This window comes from Acinetobacter sp. T_3_1, from assembly GCF_025377055.1.
In the GTDB taxonomy this organism is placed as follows: domain Bacteria; phylum Pseudomonadota; class Gammaproteobacteria; order Pseudomonadales; family Moraxellaceae; genus Acinetobacter; species Acinetobacter kookii.
On record NZ_JACHVD010000007.1, the window covers coordinates 82,587 to 99,536 of the forward strand.

Consider the following 16,950-nt stretch of genomic DNA (forward strand, 5'->3'; position numbering starts at 1 on the left):
GTATTAATAATTAATGGTATAGCTCAGGCTAAAAGTACGACCCTCAGCAGGGATGGCCAACAGGGAGTTGCCATTGGTTACGGCTGCTTGCTGTGCAAATACATTTTTATACTGCTTGTCCCAGACATTATAGACACCAAAATCGACACGGCCTTTCGCTACAGGGAAATGGGCCAAGACATCCATAGTGGTATAGCCTTTAATCTCTGCTGCACTATTACCATCAGTTAAACCTGCAGCTTTTAATGCCTGGTCATCTTTGTAGGCTTCGTCTGTGCCTTTAATGGCTTGCATTTGTGCACGCACACCATAGCCTTCATCATTATTCCATTCAGCAAACAGAGTGCCTTTCACCGGGGAAACAGCAAACGCATTCAGTTCATGCCAGTGATCTGCGGCATCTTTATACTGTCCCCGCGTATAACCCAAGGTACCACCGACCTTGTAGTTTTCCATAAATGGGTAGCTTACAGTCGCTTCTGCTCCATAAATGCGTTGATCGGTATCTACCACATTTACTGAACGGTCTGCGTTGAACTGTACAACTTTATCAGAGGTGTTATAGAAACCCGTTAGACCCAAGTTTAAGCCGTCGTCCTGATTTAAGCGCCAACCCAATTCATAGCTGTTGACCGTGATCGGTGCAATACCTGACGTCGTTAAGGTATAGGCAGCTACATCACGCAGCACCCGTTGTACATCGGGATAACTATAACCTTGTGAGAAGTTGGCATAAACTTGCTGCGCGTCTGTTAACTCATAGACTGCACCTAAATTGAACAGGAACTTGTCAGCATCGGTAGAGTCAGCCGCCATTAAAGTAACCGGATTGCGTGCAGTTAAATAACTGTCAGTGTCTGCCTGAACATACTGATAACGCACACCGGCCTGAACATTTAAACGATCCGTCAGTGCATAATCACTTTGTACAAATGTGCCAATATTCTGGATTTCTGTATCCGGTCCAGAACCTTGTTTCTCACCTGTCGGGGTATAGACCAGGCCATTGTGACTTGGCGTATAGAAATCAGCCCACTGATGGTCTTTTTCCCAGTCATAGTCCAGGCCATAAGTCAGCTTTAAATCTCGCTCGGCCACCTGCAGGTCAGATTGAACAGTAGAGCGAATTCCTGCATAGTCCACATTGGATTGGCTTTGCTTTACATTCACGCCATCTTTTGAATAACCATACGGTACAAAACGCGCTTTTTCATTACGGTAATACGCTTCAACATTCAAAATTTGTCCCAGAAAATCCTGGTTTTGATACTGGGTATTAAACGCATAGCGTTCTGTAAAGGGTTGTTGATCTAAACTCCACCCTTTAATGGCTTTATAAGAAGGCTGTGTCCCGGTTTGCAGATAAGAATAGTCAGGACCATATTCGGTATCCTGTTCATCATTATAATATTGTGCACCAAAACTTAAGCTTTGCTTATCGGTTAAATTAAAGTTTAAACGACCATTCACATCAAGCGTATCGGTATCCATCGTGCTGCCCTGCCAAGGGCTTAACGAGATACGGTCGCCGTTACCATCAAACTGAGAACCCCGACTGGTAAAATCTACCCCTAAAAAACCGTCCATCTTGTCATGACTAAATGAAGCAGTCTGCCCCACTTGATAAGCCAAACTGTCACGACGAAAATTATCAGCCGATGTCAGGCCTAACTTGGTCTGAAAGCTGATCGGTTTCGATTTGTCCGCACGTTTGGTAATAATATTAATGATTCCGCCCGTCGCACCTGAACCATAAATACTGGTCGCACCTGAAACCACCTCGATATGATCTATCATATTCGGACTGATGCTGTTGAGCTGACGCGCCACATCGCGCGAACCGGTCTGTGAAACTCCGTCAATCATCACCAGTACATTCCGCCCACGCATGGTCTGACCGTAATTACTGCTGGTCCCGCTGCTTGGTGCCAATGAAGGTACCAGCTGCGCTAAAACATCTGCAACTTTTCGACTCGCTCCAGCCTGTTGAGCAATTTCTTCACCCTGAATGGTCTGTACAGTTCCTGCAACTTCAGCAATCGTTTTAGGGGTACGGGTTGCTGTGACCACAATAGGAGAAAGCTTTATTGTTTGATCTGAACCTTCAGGCTCCTTCGATGCAGGACCAAACTCTTCTGCGTACAGTTGTGAAGAAATAGCGACACTAAGAAAACACAGACTAAATTGAGATAGTCGCATTTTTAATCCCCTTACACAAATATTAATAATGACGCAAATAATAATCATTACTATTATCAATGTAAATTTTTTATTGCCATATTTACTGTTTTTTATATCCTTTTTCGATTTGCTCTTTATGAATTAAGCTAAATCCCTAACTAGGAAAATCCGAATTTTAAAAACGATAAAAAATGGTGAAGTGTGTCTGGAATTTTGGCTAGGATCAGAAGCATTTTAGCCAATAAAGATGTTTGGCAGAAAATCAATTCCTGTTCTTGCTATAGATAAATCTTGTTGCTTAAAAATATTTTTTAACTGCTGTGTGAGTTAAATTTAAACTGTTTTTATTGTATAAAAAAACAGTTAATTAAAAATCAGCCCTGAATGGGCAGGGCTGATTTTTAACTGGTTGATGGAGCATTTATTATGAAGATAAATCTACACACAGATATTTCATTTCGAGATATTCATCAATACCGAATTTAGAACCTTCACGTCCTAAACCAGATTGCTTCACACCACCAAATGGCGCAACTTCATTAGAAATGGCACCGGTATTAATTCCGACCATGCCATATTCCAATGCTTCACCCACACGCCATTGACGCGCTGTACTCTGTGTGAATATATAGGTAGCCAGGCCAAACTCGGTATCATTTGCCATCGCCACCGCTTCTTCTTCCGTGTGGAAGCGGAATAACGGAGCCAATGGACCAAAAGTTTCTTCTTTAGCCACTTTCATGTCCTGGGTTACTTCAGTCAGCACGGTAGGCTCAAAGAAAGTGCCACCTAGACTTGAACGCTGGCCACCAATTTTAATCTGCGCACCTTTGCTCGCGGCATCTGCAATATGCGACTGCACTTTGGCAATTGCATCTTCATCAATTAACGGGCCTTGAGTGGAACCGTCTTGACGGCCATCACCCACTTTTAAATTGGCCACAGCTGCAGTCAATTTCTCAGCCAGCGCATCATAAATGCCATCTTGCACATAAATACGGTTGGCACAGACACAGGTTTGACCGCTATTACGGAACTTGCTGACCATAATGCCCTGAACCGCCTGCTCCAGATTGGCATCATCAAAAACCAGTACTGGCGCATTGCCACCCAGCTCAAGTGACAGTTTTTTGATGGTTGGCGCACATTGCTGCATGAGAATGCGGCCGACTTGAGTTGAACCGGTAAAGCTCAGCTTTTTCACTGTATCGCTTTCACACAAGGTTTTGCCCACTTCAATGGCATCGCCACTAATGTGCAGCAATACATCTTGTGGTAAACCTGCCTGCAAAGCCAGCACTTCCAGAGCATAGGCTGTTAATGGCGTTTGCTCGGCCGGTTTAACCAGCATAGAACAGCCGGCAGCAATTGCAGGGGCAGCCTTACGGGTAATCATGGCTGCAGGGAAATTCCACGGCGTAATTGCAGCGGTGACCCCAATTGCCTGTTTGATGACCAGCAAACGCTGATTCGGCAGCGTTGGTGTCAGCACTTCACCGTCAATACGGCGTGCCTGTTCAGCAAACCAGCGGATAAAGGAGGCAGCATAAGCAATTTCACCGCGCGCTTCAGCTAAAGGTTTACCTTGTTCAGCAGTCAAAATCTGAGCCAACGACTCTTTATTTTCCTGCATCAAATTAAACCAGGCCCACAGCACATCAGCGCGTTGTAATGCTGTTTGTGCTTTCCATGCCGTCTGTGCCGTCTGTGAACGAGCAATTGCTTGTTCTACCGACGCACGGTCATGGGATTTCACCCATGCCAATGTATCATGTGTTGCCGCATCTTTAACTTCGATGTAATCACCTGTTTCAGGTTGATCAAAATGAATGTCTGGATGCTGTAATAAATCTTTATATTGCGCTTGAAGCATAGTCATTACTCTTCAATTATGCTGCAGCAGAAAGTGCAAAACCTTGTTTTAAAATGTTTAAGCCAGCACGGAATTGCTCTGCAGGAATCGTTAAAGGATATAAGAAACGAATCACATTACCATAACGACCACATGTCAAAATGAGCAAGCCATTTTGCATGGCATAGTTTTGCACCGCTTTGGCTTGATCAGCCGTTTCCAGTTCTACAGCAACCATTGAACCTAAGGCACGAATATCTTTGACAATAGAAGAAGACTGTTTCAGTTCATTTAGAACCTCAACTAACTCTGCACCTAATACATTGGCGCGTTCACAAAGACCTTCTTCTTCAATCACATCAATAACTGCATGTGCTGCAGCAACTGCAATCGGACTGCCCGCATAAGTACCGCCTAAGCCGCCAGGATTCGGTGCATCCATAACTTCAGTACGACCAACCACGCCAGAAATCGGGAAACCACCGCCCAGGCTTTTTGCCATCGTGATCAGGTCTGCTTTGGTTTCGTAGTGATTCATGGCAAACAGTTTACCGGTACGGGCAAAACCTGTTTGCACTTCATCTGCAATCATCAAAATACCATGCTGATCACACAATGTACGTAAACGCTTTAAAAATTCTGCCGGTACAACATTAAAACCGCCTTCACCTTGCACAGGCTCAAGTACGATTGCCGCCACATCATGTGCAGCCACATCTTCAGCAAAAATGTCTTCAATGCTTTGGATGGCATCGTCCACAGTAATGCCTTTTGACTCTACCGGATAGCGTGCATGGAAAACACCCGCTGGCATTACCCCAAAGTCACGTTTGTAAGGGGCAGTTTTACCCGTCATGGCCATGGTCATGAATGAACGGCCATGGAAACCGTTACCAAAAGTCACAATGCCGTGACGGCCAGTATAGGCACGGGCAATTTTAACTGCGTTTTCTACTGCTTCAGCGCCGGTAGAAAAGAATGAGGTTTTTGCAGGACCATCAATCGGTGCACGCTCATTGATACGCTCAGCAAGAGAGACATAGCTTTCGTAAGGTACAACCTGATAGGCGGTATGGGTAAATTTTGTTAATTGTTCAGTAACAGCAGCAATAATTTTAGGGTGACGATGACCGGTATTCAGTACCGCAATACCACCTGCGAAATCGATATATTGATTGCCTTCGGCATCCCAAATTGTCGAGTTCTCTGCTTTCTCCGCGTACCATTGACACATGACACCAACACCACGAGGCGTCGCTTGCTGTTTACGTGCATTCAGTGCAGAGTGTTTACTGTCCATTTTGTATCCTCATTCTTGATTCATACATTGTAAAATTTTGGCATCCATATCATGTGCTTGATGATATGCAAATGACTGATTGATCTTCCTCATTTTGCGCTTTTATCGGCCTGATACGAGAGCCACTTTGAATCAGATAGACAGAGCCAATTCACCCCACCCCGAAGATTTTAAAAATCAAAAAAACAGGATAATTATATACAAATCATAAGCTTGAAATTACACCATAAAAATGGCACCTTTTTTACAAGGTGCCATTTTGATAACTAAGAGCAAAAATTTAAAAATTATACATAAACAGTAAATTCAGCAGCCGGCTATGGCCTGCTGCATCTCCTTGCGCCAAAGAACCAGCATCACCACCAATGAATACATCATTTTTACCGGTGATATATTCGGCTGCCAGCGAAAACTGCTTAACATCCAGCTGAGCACCCAAAATATTGCGTGTAGATGTGGCAAAACCGGACTTCTCTTTGTCAAAGACGGTATAGCTGACATAAGGCGTCAGATCGTAATCTTTGTAAAAATCAGTCATTTGATAATCCAGATTCGCCACATAATAATTGGCTTTATTGGCCACATGATACTTCGATTCAAAAGAACCTACCGTCGCATAATCTGGATTCTCTACAGCCTGGGTATCTGCGCGATTCTGTCCGGCAGTCAGGGTCAGGTTTGCATTCTGGTAGTTTAAGCGACCAAACACATTCCATGCATTGCGATGCCCGGTTTGACCATTGCGGTTATTTTCCAAATCTGAATACCAGTAAGAGCCGCCGACATTCAGCTTAACCGGGCTGTCCTGCAGCGGAATCTGCTGATTGATGCGTGCAACCCACATGTTTTTTTCTTCAATGTCATCGGTGCTGGCATCTTCCGGCTTGACATAATTGGCCGCATAACGCGCCGCATCGTCACCAGTGCCGGCAAAACTTCCCCCATCACGCACAAAATAAGCCACATTGACCTTGGTATTTGTACCGAGCTGCTGCTGCCAGTTAATACCCAGATTATGCACATCTTCCAGTCCGGCATTGTCCATTGAACTGCCGTACCAACTGCTGCTCCAGAAGCGGCCAATACCAAAAGGCATATCTTGCAGACCCAGGGTGATGCGGCTGTCATCATTCAGCTTATAGCCCAGGTTGGCATTTACCAAGGTTGAAAAATCACACAGGGTATCATTTTGATAGCAACGGTATTCCACATCGCCGAACAATGACTTGGCATCATATTTCAGGCTGAGTTTCGCCGCATTAAACTTTAATTTATGGTCACTGTCCGAATAATCCTTATCCTGATAATTCGCTCGTAGCCACCCCGATACGGTCAGTTTGCCTAAATCGGTATCGGCATCTCCCCAAGAGAGCGTATCTGCCTGCACGGTGGCAGACATCGTAAGGGTACTGGCGACAAGCGCACAGAACGAAAATGGTTTCACTAAAAAACGTTGCGACATCATAGAAGCCCCAAAAAAGAAATAATAATCTTCAAAACCAGGTCGCTGGCATAAGCAAAATTTCTGACCAACTGGAATCAGCAAAGGCGTTAAATATCCAAACTTATGCCGGGTCAAATATTGCATCCTGCAAGAGACCCTACCCTTAACCTGGATAGATGCCGCGCTCTTGGCGAGCCATCAAAATCCGTTCACATGCCAAAATATAAGCTGCGGTACGTAAAGAACATCCGGCCTGCATGGCTTTGAGCCAAACGTCATGCACGGCATTTTTCATGATTACGTCCATGCGCTGATTGATTTCTTCTTCTGTCCAGAAATAGCTGGCAAGGTCTTGTACCCATTCGAAATAGCTAACAGTCACGCCACCGGCATTGCAGATCACGTCTGGTACAACCGTGATTTGACGCTGACTCAGGATTTCATCCGCTTCAGTGAGGGTCGGACCATTGGCCCCTTCCAAAATGATCTTGGCTTGAATGGTTTGGGCAACCTGCACATCAATTACCCCTTCCAGCGCTGCCGGAATAAACACTTCCGCGGGAATTTTCCAGAATTTTGCCGCCGCGATTTCGTCGCTTGCAGCAAACCCCTGAATCTTGTGATGGGTGTTTGAATATTCCATTAACTTGGGAATATCAATGCCTTGTTCCTGATATAGGGTTGCGGAATGATCCTGTACGCAAATCACTTTGCTGCCATTTTCATGAAACAGCAAGGCGGCTTCGCTGCCGACATTCCCAAATCCCTGCACGCACACCCGGGCATCCTTTAAATCCAGGTCAATTTGCTGAGCCACTTCACGTCCGCTAATATACACGCCACGTCCTGTAGCTTTACTGCGGCCTAAAGAACCGCCAAGATGCACGGGTTTTCCGGTCACCACACCGGTAATGGTAGAACCGGCATTCATGGAAAAGGTGTCCATCATCCAGGCCATGATTTGCGGATTTGTCCCCACATCCGGTGCCGGAATATCTTTTTGCGGCCCAATAACCAAATTGATTTCTGCGGTATAACGCCGTGTCAATCGTTCCAGTTCACGCTTGGATAACTGGCTTGGATCAACCCGTACCCCGCCTTTGGCACCACCAAAAGGTAAATTCAACGCCGCACACTTAATCGTCATCCATGCAGACAGTGCCATCACTTCATCTAGATTGACATCAGGATGGAAGCGTACACCGCCCTTGCCCGGACCGCGGGTCAAATTATGCTGAACCCGATAACCTTCAAAATGCTGAACGCTGCCATCATCCATAATCACCGGAATATCCACAATCAGGCTTCGTTTCGGGCGTCGCAACATATCCAGTCTTTCGCTGAGTTCACCCAGATAAGGAGCCACTTTATCCAGCTGTTTCAGATAATTGTTCCAGGCCGTCGTACCGTGCTCGGTATAGGTGAGCCCCTTCATCATTGTGTTCATTGCATGATCCTGTTTTTTGTATGCAGACGCATTTCCTTGCGGCCGCAAAAAATATAAATTTATCTCTGCTTGTCGGCATTTATTGATCCAGGTCTCTAGCCAGCGTGATCTGGGCTAAAACATACAGCGTGGATTTTTCGCTTTGGCTTTAACCAAGATATGTGTATATTGCCTGCCGTTTACAGGCCCGTATTTACATGCACTGCGCAAGAACGGGATACTTTACAATTACTGCCTGACCAGATTATTTTGCACATACCGATATCGCTCTCACGAGAGCCACTTTGAATTTGTAGGAGAGAGCCAATTGCGTAGCTTGCTTGGAGACTATTTGCTGCAGCGATTACAGCAAGATATCGATGGAACATTGCAGCTGCGATTATTTCGCTGCTTGCGCAATGCCATAATTGATGGCGTATTGGCACCCAAGACTCGCCTGCCGGCATCCCGCGATCTGGCCAAAGAGATCAAGGTTTCCCGCAATACGGTATTAAGCGCGTATGAACAATTACAGGCACAAGGCTATGTCGATGCCCGCACAGGACAAGGCACCTGGGTCACAGATAAACTGCCCGAATCCTTTTTAGTCAAGGCGGAAAATAGCAACGCCCCTGTTCAAGAAAAAAAATCTCAGCAAAGTTACAGCTTGTCCCAGCGCGGTTCTTACTTAATCGGTTATTCAGCAGCTTCGCCTTATCAATGGGGTGCTTTTGTCCCTGGTGCACCAGATGTGACAGAGTTTCCGCATCACATTTTTAGCAAAATTCAGACCCGTTTGAGCCGTGAACCGGAAATTACCCGCCTAATTTACAGCAATGCCGGCGGCTGTCTGGAACTGCGCCAAGAACTGGCGGAATATCTGAAAATTGCACGTTCGGTGCAATGCGATGCCGATCAGATCATTATTACCGAAGGCACGCATCAGGCGATTGATCTAGTCTCGCGTACCTTGAGCGACATTGGCGATGAAGTCTGGATCGAAGACCCAGCCTACTGGGGCGCCCGCAATATTTTGCGCATTAACGGGGTCAATCTGCGTTCACTACCGGTCGATCAGGAAGGCATTATTCCTGATCTTGATCCGAAAGTACCTCCCAAGCTGATCTTTGTTACACCTTCCCACCAGTATCCCCTAGGTTCACATCTCAGCCTGGAACGGCGCAAACAGCTGATAGCAATTGCCCGGCAGCATAAAAGCTGGATTGTGGAAGATGATTATGACAGTGAATTCAGGTTTTCAGGCCAGCCCTATCCGTCTTTACAAGGATTGGAACCTGATTCCCCGGTCATTTATATGGGCACATTCAGCAAAACCATTTATCCTGCCCTGCGTATCGGCTATCTGGTGGTTCCGAAGAAACTGTTTTCCCCGCTACGCATTGTGGCCTCAGAACTCTATCGCGGTGGACATTTAATTGATCAGAAGGCACTGGCAGAATTTATCCGTGAGGGCCATTATGAGGCGCATATCCGGCGCATGCGATTACTCTACAGTAAACGTCATGCATTTCTGATTGATTTAATTCATCGCCATTTAGGTGAAGATTTTCTGCACGAATACAACACGGCAGCAGGCCTACACCTGATTTTAAAATTGCCAAGCAGCAGTGACGATGTCCTGATTGCATCGAATGCACTTGATCAAGGTATTAAGGTCAGAGCCCTGTCGCAATACTATACCAAGCACTATTCTACCCGGCAGAAAGGATTACTGCTCGGTTTCGCCTGCGTGAGCGAACAAGAAATATTGGTGGCTTTCGGCGTACTGTTGAAATGCTTGCGCGACAATGGAATTCATACTTTAAATTAGTAAAATTTCGATTCTAATTAAAATTTTATTTTTAAAATCAATATATTCTCGGCCTGTTTTTAAACAAGGAGTAAAACCTTTTATGGCCCCTTCATTTTATTTAGTCTTTATTTTTCTGTAAACATTTCTTTCTGTAATTTTCACCTTTTTAACGCAATTGGCTCCCTTCAATAGCTAAAAAATGGCTCTCGTCACCTGACAACAAAAAAGAGAAATTAGCAGCATACATACACAGCATGTAACAGTTTTGTAATCTAAGTGTGATTTTTCATGTGTTTATAGAAACATCGGCTTTATTAAGTTTAACTTAAAATTAATGAAGTGATTGCGAATTCGGTTACAGTTTCAAAGGATAGATAGTGTACACAAGGTAGAGAGCTCTATTGCTGTTGCACTATGGATATTAAGGGAAATTATATGGCAGAACATCAACATGTCTCCACGCCCGATTCATCACACGGCTTAAAAAGTGGACTTAAGTCACGTCATCTTACAATGATCTCGATTGCCGGGGTAATTGGTGGCTCACTGTTCATTGGCTCTGGTAATGTAATCTACTCGGCAGGTCCCGCTGCAATTTTGGCCTATGCCTTTGGTGGATTGCTCATTCTATTAATCATGCGCATGCTGGGTGAAATGGCCGTTCTCAACCCGGATAGCGGTTCATTCTCAACTTATGCTGATCGTGCAATTGGCCGCTGGGCAGGTTTTACCATTGGCTGGCTGTATTGGTGTTCTTGGGCATTACTGATGGGCTGGGAAGCGTATGTCGCAGGTAAAATTCTCAACAGCTGGTTTCCGTTTATCCCCATCTGGGGCTACATGCTCCTAGTTATTGTGTCATTGGTTGTCGTTAACTTACAAAATGTCAAAAACTATGGCGAATTTGAGTTTTGGTTTGCCCTGATCAAAGTAATCGCAATTGTTATTTTCTTAGTCATTGGTAGCTTGGCAGTTATGCACTTATGGCCGTGGAGCCAAGCAGGTGTGTCAGGTATTACCCATTTAACCTCTGAAGGTTTCATGCCCAATGGTTTCTCTGCGGTAATCACGGCATTACTCGGGGTTATGTTTGCCTACATTGGCGCTGAAATTGTGACGGTGGCTGCCGCAGAATCACAAAACCCTGCACGTGAAATCCGCAAAGCATCTAACTCAGTGGTATGGCGTATCATGTTGTTTTATGTCGGTTCAATGCTTATTACCGTCTGCCTGATTCCACATAACAATCCACTACTCAAAGACCCAACTTGGGGAACCTATAGTGTGACCTTAACTGCACTCGGTATTCCAGAAGCAAAACACATTGTCAATTTTGTGGTCCTGACTTCAGTGTGTAGCTGTTTTAACTCTGCACTGTATACCTGTTCACGTATGCTGTTTTCATTGTCAAAACGTCACGATGCACCGAAAAGCTTTGGTTTAATCAACCGTAATGGTAGTCCTTGGATGGGTGTTCTGGTGTCATCATCATTCGCTTTATTGGCAACCTACCTGACTGCCACTGAAAGCATGAATGTCTACGACATCTTTATGTTAGCGACAGGTACAGCAGCACTCTATGTCTATCTCACCATTGCTTTTTCTCAATTACGTATGCGTAAGAAATTAGAAGCGGAAGGACAAGTGATTGACTTTAAAATGTGGTTATTCCCTTGGCTGACTTATCTGGCAATCTTCTTTATTATTGGCGCCCTGATTACCATGCTGGTTGAAGGAACATATTTCAAAGAAGTGACTTATACCAGCTTGCTTGCGCTCTTTATTGTCGGATTAGGCATCTGTGCACAAAAATTCAATTGGGGTAAAGATTCACAAAAAAAAATTTCACAAAATAGAATAAACTTGAGCGACAATATTTAATGCTCAAGCTGATAAAATAAATCTTGCTGACAGAATCAGACCCAGCTGGTAGGTGAATGTTTAATCTAAATTTTCACCTACCAATCGCAATAAAAAAATCTTTTATCATTCAAAAACTGCTCTTCTTTGATCAGCAGGCTTTCCAAGCCATTAAACTGTTGCATCCTGTTTGGCATACTTTTCCATTAGTCTTAACCATTTTTCACGTTTTAGCTCACTTGAACCGCGAACAGAACCAATATAAGCCGTTTTGATCTTTTTTATACCGCAGAATGCTAAGGTGGTTTTTTTCAGCTGCCGAGTACTCGGTTCACCATAATACCATTTATAGAACCAGCCCGGCTGGTCCAATGTGGTGATGATTCTGGCTGTTTTATTGAATAAATGCCCTTGGATACGGTGGCTGTTCTCCACATAACTAAAAGCAGTACGAGGCAAAAATACACGGTCAATAAAACCCTTTGTTATTGCAGGTAGTCCGCCCCACCATACTGGAAAAATCCAGACCAAATGATCAGCAAGCTGAATTTTTTTCCAAGCCTCTTTTAAATCCGGCTCGAGCTCCATTCTCTTTTCATAGCCATGTTTCAAATTAGGATCAAAATGCAAGAGCCCTACTTCAATCAAATCAACCTGTACATTGGACTTTACCAGATAGGATACATAGGCTTCAGTTAAGGCAGCATTAAAACTGGTTTTTGAAGGATGCCCATTAATAACAACGATTTGTTTATCTGTACTCAAACTCATAACAATCTCTATAATTGAACCATATTTTTCAAATTACAATTGATATCTGAAAACAAGTAGCAAATTTATCGTATAAAATTTAAGATATCAATTGTTATCTCATTTCTTTTATCTTTATGAATCCAGCAAAACTTTCACGCGATGAAAAACAGCTTAAAACCCGTCTGGCGCTCATTGAGTCTGGATTTTCACTCATTTCCAGTCATGGTTATGGGGCAGTTTCTATTAGAAATATCTCCAAGCATGCCAATTATACTCAAGGGGCTTTTTATTCTAATTTCAGCAACAAAGAAGATTTTTTATTGGAATTAATGCGATTACAGTTTGAAAAGGAAAATATTCAGCTTCAAAAAATAATATCCACAGAAAACTCAAATATTGATCATACTATTGATGGACTCCGGATTTGGCTTAGTGATTTTTTTAATAATTTTGAATGGTTAAAAATATCCATTGAACTGCAATTATATGCAGCTCGTGATCAAGCTTTTGCATTGGAATATCAAAAAATTTGGCAGACGCATCAAGATGAAGTCGCCAGAATTTTAAGCAGACTCATTCCAGCAACGCAATTGGTCGATCAGAAGCGTATTGAGAACATAACTGTTGAACTCATCTCGTTAAGTTATGGTTTAGCCTTGCAATATATGATTTTTAAAGATGACATTGAAAAATATATAGATATTATTATTAAAAGTTTAAACCACAGTCTTGAAGTCCTAAATACGGATATAAATTGAAGCCAATGTCTCACAACTGGAAGTAAGCTACATTTTTATAATAAATATATGAAAATAAAAAAGCCACTTATGTAAGTGGCTGATTTATAACAATAATTTTGGTGGAGGTGGCGTCAATTGAACTCAAAACCTAACCTATTAATTTTAAATATATTTTATTGAATAAAAAAATTCATTGACCCAACTTAGATTTAGTGCATTAAATCACTTTAATATCTTGTTCAAATCCTGTCTTAGGATTTGAAATGGTGTACCAATATTACCACTTCTACAATCAATATAAAATGTAATGATATATGGTTACATTTTTTGATATTTCTTTTTTGATGTATCATTCTTTTAGGCACACTCAGGGACAAGGTAATGTTTGAAATTATTGATGATTTAAAAAATAAGTTAGATCAGCATCGCCCTCTATCACCTGCAATAGTAAAAAATTTACAAGAAGACCTTATTCTACGATGGACTTATCATTCCAATGCTATTGAAGGGAATACACTTACTCTATTAGAAACCAAAGTTGTGTTAGAAGGTATAACTGTCGGTGGGAAGGCATTAAGAGAGCACTTCGAAGCAATTAACCATAGAAATGCCATTTATTACGTGGAAGATATTATTCGTAAAGAGGAACCATTTTCTGAATGGCAAATTCGCAATATTCATCAACTCATTTTAAAAAATATCGATGATGACAATGCAGGGCGTTATCGCCAGCAAAACGTCTTAATTTCAGGCGCTACAACCACCCCACCCGACTATACACTGCTAAATGACAAGATGGCCCAGCTAGTTGATTGGTATAACCTTGAAGCACATAAGCTTCATCCTATTGAACGTGCAGCTAAAGTACATGCTGATTTTGTTAGTATTCATCCGTTTATTGATGGCAATGGTCGCACATCACGTCTTTTAATGAATCTAGAATTGCTTAAAGCAGGCTATCCAGCTTGTGTCATTACTGTTGAGAATAGATTGTCATACTATGAAGCTTTGGATCAGTGGATGGCACATGGTAAGACTAAGCCTTTTATACAATTGGTTGCTGATGCAGTAGTAGAAGGGTTTAAACCATATCAACTTGTATTAAATATATAAGCCCTAAGCTAACATATGGTTTAAAGAATATCTCTTCAATTTTTAAGCATAAAAACCTTCATAGTTAGACTGATTCGGCTGAATAATCCTATTTTCAAGTTTTTGGAGAAGCGACTGTCACTACCGATACCCAGATCATCCACAATATTGATCGATTTTGCAGTGATGCTCAGGTCTTTAACTGTCACCACATGAGTAACTTGTTAAAAAATACTGCCAATATTCCTTTAAACTGCTTATCATAATTTACAAAAAATCCAATTTTTTTGGCATACCATCAAGTACCCGAATTGAATTATTCAATCGATCTTGCAATATCACCTTAATTTTATATTTTTGTACATAATAATTAACAACCTTATAAAGTTCCTCGTAATTATCACCTTTATAAGTTGGCACACCCCACACTAAAGAACCAGGCTTTATATGAGAAACCATCATATGATACTGGAGTTTCCAATTGTTTTTCTGTTTTACAATTATTATCTCTTTAACTTCATTCCACTCAAGATTTTTTTTCCTTAAAAAAAGCGTCCTATAATGCCCACCATGGCTATCAATATAAACCGGAAATACAGAAGAAAGCCCTGAAAGCAGCATAAAGAACCATCCTACTAAAACCCCAACTAAAACAATTGTTTCAAAATTAAAATTAATAATTAGATTAGTAAAACCTGTTTGATAGATTCTTCTTAAAACAAAGAATAAACCTACACAACCAATTACTGAAGCTATTAATGTTATCAACCAACCAGAAGCCTTATATATATAAGAGGGCTCTAACTGTTTTAAATTATCCATCCTTATTTATTTCCTTCTTTATGATTCTGAGTAGCTTTTTTTGGTTCTACCTTTTGAATTTTTTCCGCTGCAGTACCAACTACAGCGGAATTTATACTCACAACCTTTTGAATTTTACCACCAACACCTGCCGCAATAACTGCCGCCTCACCACTGATTGCAGGTACTAAAGCACCAACAACTGCAGATTTAGGTACATCTTTCTTTAAAGGATCATTATTAAAATAATTATTAATCACAGTTCCCCCTGCACCACTCAATCCTCCCATACCAATCGTAGTTGTTCCTTTTGCCATTCCTACAGCTAAGGGGTCATAACCAGCTGTAGTAAGTTTTCTATCAATTTTCCCAACCACACTTTCATTCAATCTCCCACCTAATATACCTACTGCTGCTCCTATCCCTACACTTTGAGCATCACCACCAGATACATAGCCAGCCGCAGCACCGCCTGCTGCTCCAATAATTTCACCAGAATATTTTCCTAAACTTGAAATACTACCACCACTTGTTAGTTGCAACCCAGTTAAGAATGTTGGTGCTAATTCATAGACGAATCCATTACCATTTGTATAGTCTGCAGGAACAATAGAAGATTTTGGTAAATTCTTCAATAAACCTAAATCCTGATTTCGTTCAGCGTTCAAAGCTGCTTGATATTGAGCTGGGCTATCTTTAAATGCATATGAAGCAATTGCTGTCTGAAGAGCTTTTTTCTGTTGCTGGCATGCAGGTGATTGTGGATTTGCACGACAAGCCTCTAGAATTCTTGTATCAGTAATTTGATCTTTAGACTCAAGTAGTTTTACAGTTAACTCCGCTTGTCTAATTTCATCAGGGCTGCATTTATTAGTCCTATTACAATTAGCAAGCTTTGTTTTTGCTTGTTCTTTAATCAAAACTTCTTTATAGCTTAAATAATTATTCTCCACCGCATTTTGCCCAATCACACCTGCTAACTGAGCGTTATAGGTTGAATCACCTGCTGCTCCGCCAATCACAGCACCTATGCCTGTGGTCAAATCCCTAATTTGGGTTTTAATATCTTCTGATAATAAGTTAGGATTAAACTCTCCAGTGACAGGGTCAATCGCTGTTTTTCCATCATTATATTGGTTCGTAAAATAAGTTGCTGCTGCCTCACTCGCAACCGCAGCACTTCCGCCTGCAGTCGAGTCTCAACCATTAATATAGGCGATGCACCTAATATCGCATGAGACACTAACTGTTCAGCCGTGTTTTTATATTCACAATGACCAAATTCTTGTCCAATCACTTGCGCTGCATACGGTGCTAGAGTATTAGTCACCACTTGTAAGTCGGTTTGTCCTACTTTTAGGAATTCATTAACTCTGGATTAAAAGTTAAAAAAATATAACCTAGCAATAAGACGAACATTCCAACTAAACCATAAAATCTTAATTGAATATCTAAGTCGCTCGAATTTTCATCTATAGAAGGCATTCCCACTACAGCAGTATTATAAAGTGCCAACACAAATGGTACAGGAACTAATAAAAGAAATATTATCTCAGGAAAATATAATGGTGTCTCTATAGCATAGCAATATCGTATTGTACTTAATGTACATACAAGACTTGAGAATATAGCTAAATTTTTACGATATTTTCCCATTACATAATTCAGAAGTACTTTTTTTAACATTT

12 protein-coding genes and 1 pseudogene are annotated in these 16,950 nt (G+C 41.9%); 4 read left to right on the plus strand and 9 right to left on the minus strand.

Annotation, left to right across the window (positions count from 1 at the left end):
- Window positions 1-3 precede the first annotated feature (3 nt).
- The 5 genes from H4I94_RS09055 to H4I94_RS09075 form a co-directional block, all read right to left on the minus strand.
- Window positions 4-2,199 carry a TonB-dependent receptor gene (locus H4I94_RS09055; protein ID WP_261182861.1) on the minus strand — a complete coding sequence of 732 codons (2,196 nt, stop codon included), beginning with the start codon at window positions 2,197-2,199 and terminating at the stop codon, window positions 4-6.
- A gap of 406 nt (window positions 2,200-2,605) precedes the next feature.
- Window positions 2,606-4,054: an NAD-dependent succinate-semialdehyde dehydrogenase gene (locus tag H4I94_RS09060; protein WP_131273702.1), complete on the minus strand. Its 1,449-nt coding sequence runs from the start codon at window positions 4,052-4,054 to the stop codon at window positions 2,606-2,608.
- A gap of 16 nt (window positions 4,055-4,070) precedes the next feature.
- Window positions 4,071-5,333, minus strand: a complete 1,263-nt coding sequence (gene gabT / locus H4I94_RS09065) for a 4-aminobutyrate--2-oxoglutarate transaminase (protein WP_261182862.1) — start codon at window positions 5,331-5,333, stop codon at window positions 4,071-4,073.
- 280 nt (window positions 5,334-5,613) lie between these two features.
- A complete protein-coding gene (locus H4I94_RS09070) occupies window positions 5,614-6,795 on the minus strand; it encodes a hypothetical protein (RefSeq protein WP_409976758.1) in 1,182 nt (393 codons plus the stop codon).
- A gap of 145 nt (window positions 6,796-6,940) precedes the next feature.
- Window positions 6,941-8,212: a Glu/Leu/Phe/Val family dehydrogenase gene (locus H4I94_RS09075; RefSeq protein WP_409976761.1), complete on the minus strand. Its 1,272-nt coding sequence runs from the start codon at window positions 8,210-8,212 to the stop codon at window positions 6,941-6,943.
- A gap of 319 nt (window positions 8,213-8,531) precedes the next feature.
- Here H4I94_RS09075 and H4I94_RS09080 point away from each other — a divergent pair, with 319 nt between their 5' ends.
- Together H4I94_RS09080 and H4I94_RS09085 are read left to right on the plus strand one after the other, a co-directional pair.
- On the plus strand, window positions 8,532-10,034 hold the full coding sequence (locus H4I94_RS09080) for a PLP-dependent aminotransferase family protein (RefSeq protein WP_131273627.1): 1,503 nt from the start codon (window positions 8,532-8,534) through the stop codon (window positions 10,032-10,034).
- Window positions 10,035-10,451: 417 nt separating this feature from the next.
- Entirely contained in the window at window positions 10,452-11,897 is a 1,446-nt protein-coding gene (locus H4I94_RS09085; protein ID WP_180176442.1) for an amino acid permease, read from the plus strand.
- Between the two features lie 150 nt (window positions 11,898-12,047).
- Here H4I94_RS09085 and H4I94_RS09090 read toward each other — a convergent pair whose 3' ends face one another.
- Window positions 12,048-12,647: an NAD(P)H-dependent oxidoreductase gene (locus tag H4I94_RS09090; RefSeq protein ID WP_261182865.1), complete on the minus strand. Its 600-nt coding sequence runs from the start codon at window positions 12,645-12,647 to the stop codon at window positions 12,048-12,050.
- Between the two features lie 116 nt (window positions 12,648-12,763).
- Between H4I94_RS09090 and H4I94_RS09095 the strand changes: the two genes are divergently transcribed.
- Both H4I94_RS09095 and H4I94_RS09100 read left to right on the plus strand, forming a co-directional pair.
- The gene (locus H4I94_RS09095) at window positions 12,764-13,387 is read left to right on the plus strand and encodes a TetR/AcrR family transcriptional regulator (RefSeq protein ID WP_261182866.1); all 624 of its coding nucleotides are present in this window, start codon (window positions 12,764-12,766) and stop codon (window positions 13,385-13,387) included.
- A gap of 363 nt (window positions 13,388-13,750) precedes the next feature.
- Complete coding sequence (locus H4I94_RS09100; RefSeq protein ID WP_261182867.1) at window positions 13,751-14,482, plus strand: Fic family protein; 732 nt, start codon at window positions 13,751-13,753, stop codon at window positions 14,480-14,482.
- A gap of 246 nt (window positions 14,483-14,728) precedes the next feature.
- Here the strand turns inward: H4I94_RS09100 and H4I94_RS09105 are convergent, their stop codons facing one another.
- The 3 genes and pseudogenes from H4I94_RS09105 to H4I94_RS09115 form a co-directional block, all read right to left on the minus strand.
- The gene (locus H4I94_RS09105; RefSeq protein ID WP_261182868.1) at window positions 14,729-15,283 is read right to left on the minus strand and encodes a hypothetical protein; all 555 of its coding nucleotides are present in this window, start codon (window positions 15,281-15,283) and stop codon (window positions 14,729-14,731) included.
- Between the two features lie 2 nt (window positions 15,284-15,285).
- A pseudogene (locus tag H4I94_RS09110) lies at window positions 15,286-16,613 on the minus strand (VENN motif pre-toxin domain-containing protein); the annotation flags it as partial.
- Window positions 16,614-16,618: 5 nt separating this feature from the next.
- On the minus strand, window positions 16,619-16,948 hold the full coding sequence (locus H4I94_RS09115) for a hypothetical protein (RefSeq protein WP_261182869.1): 330 nt from the start codon (window positions 16,946-16,948) through the stop codon (window positions 16,619-16,621).
- Window positions 16,949-16,950 lie beyond the last annotated feature (2 nt).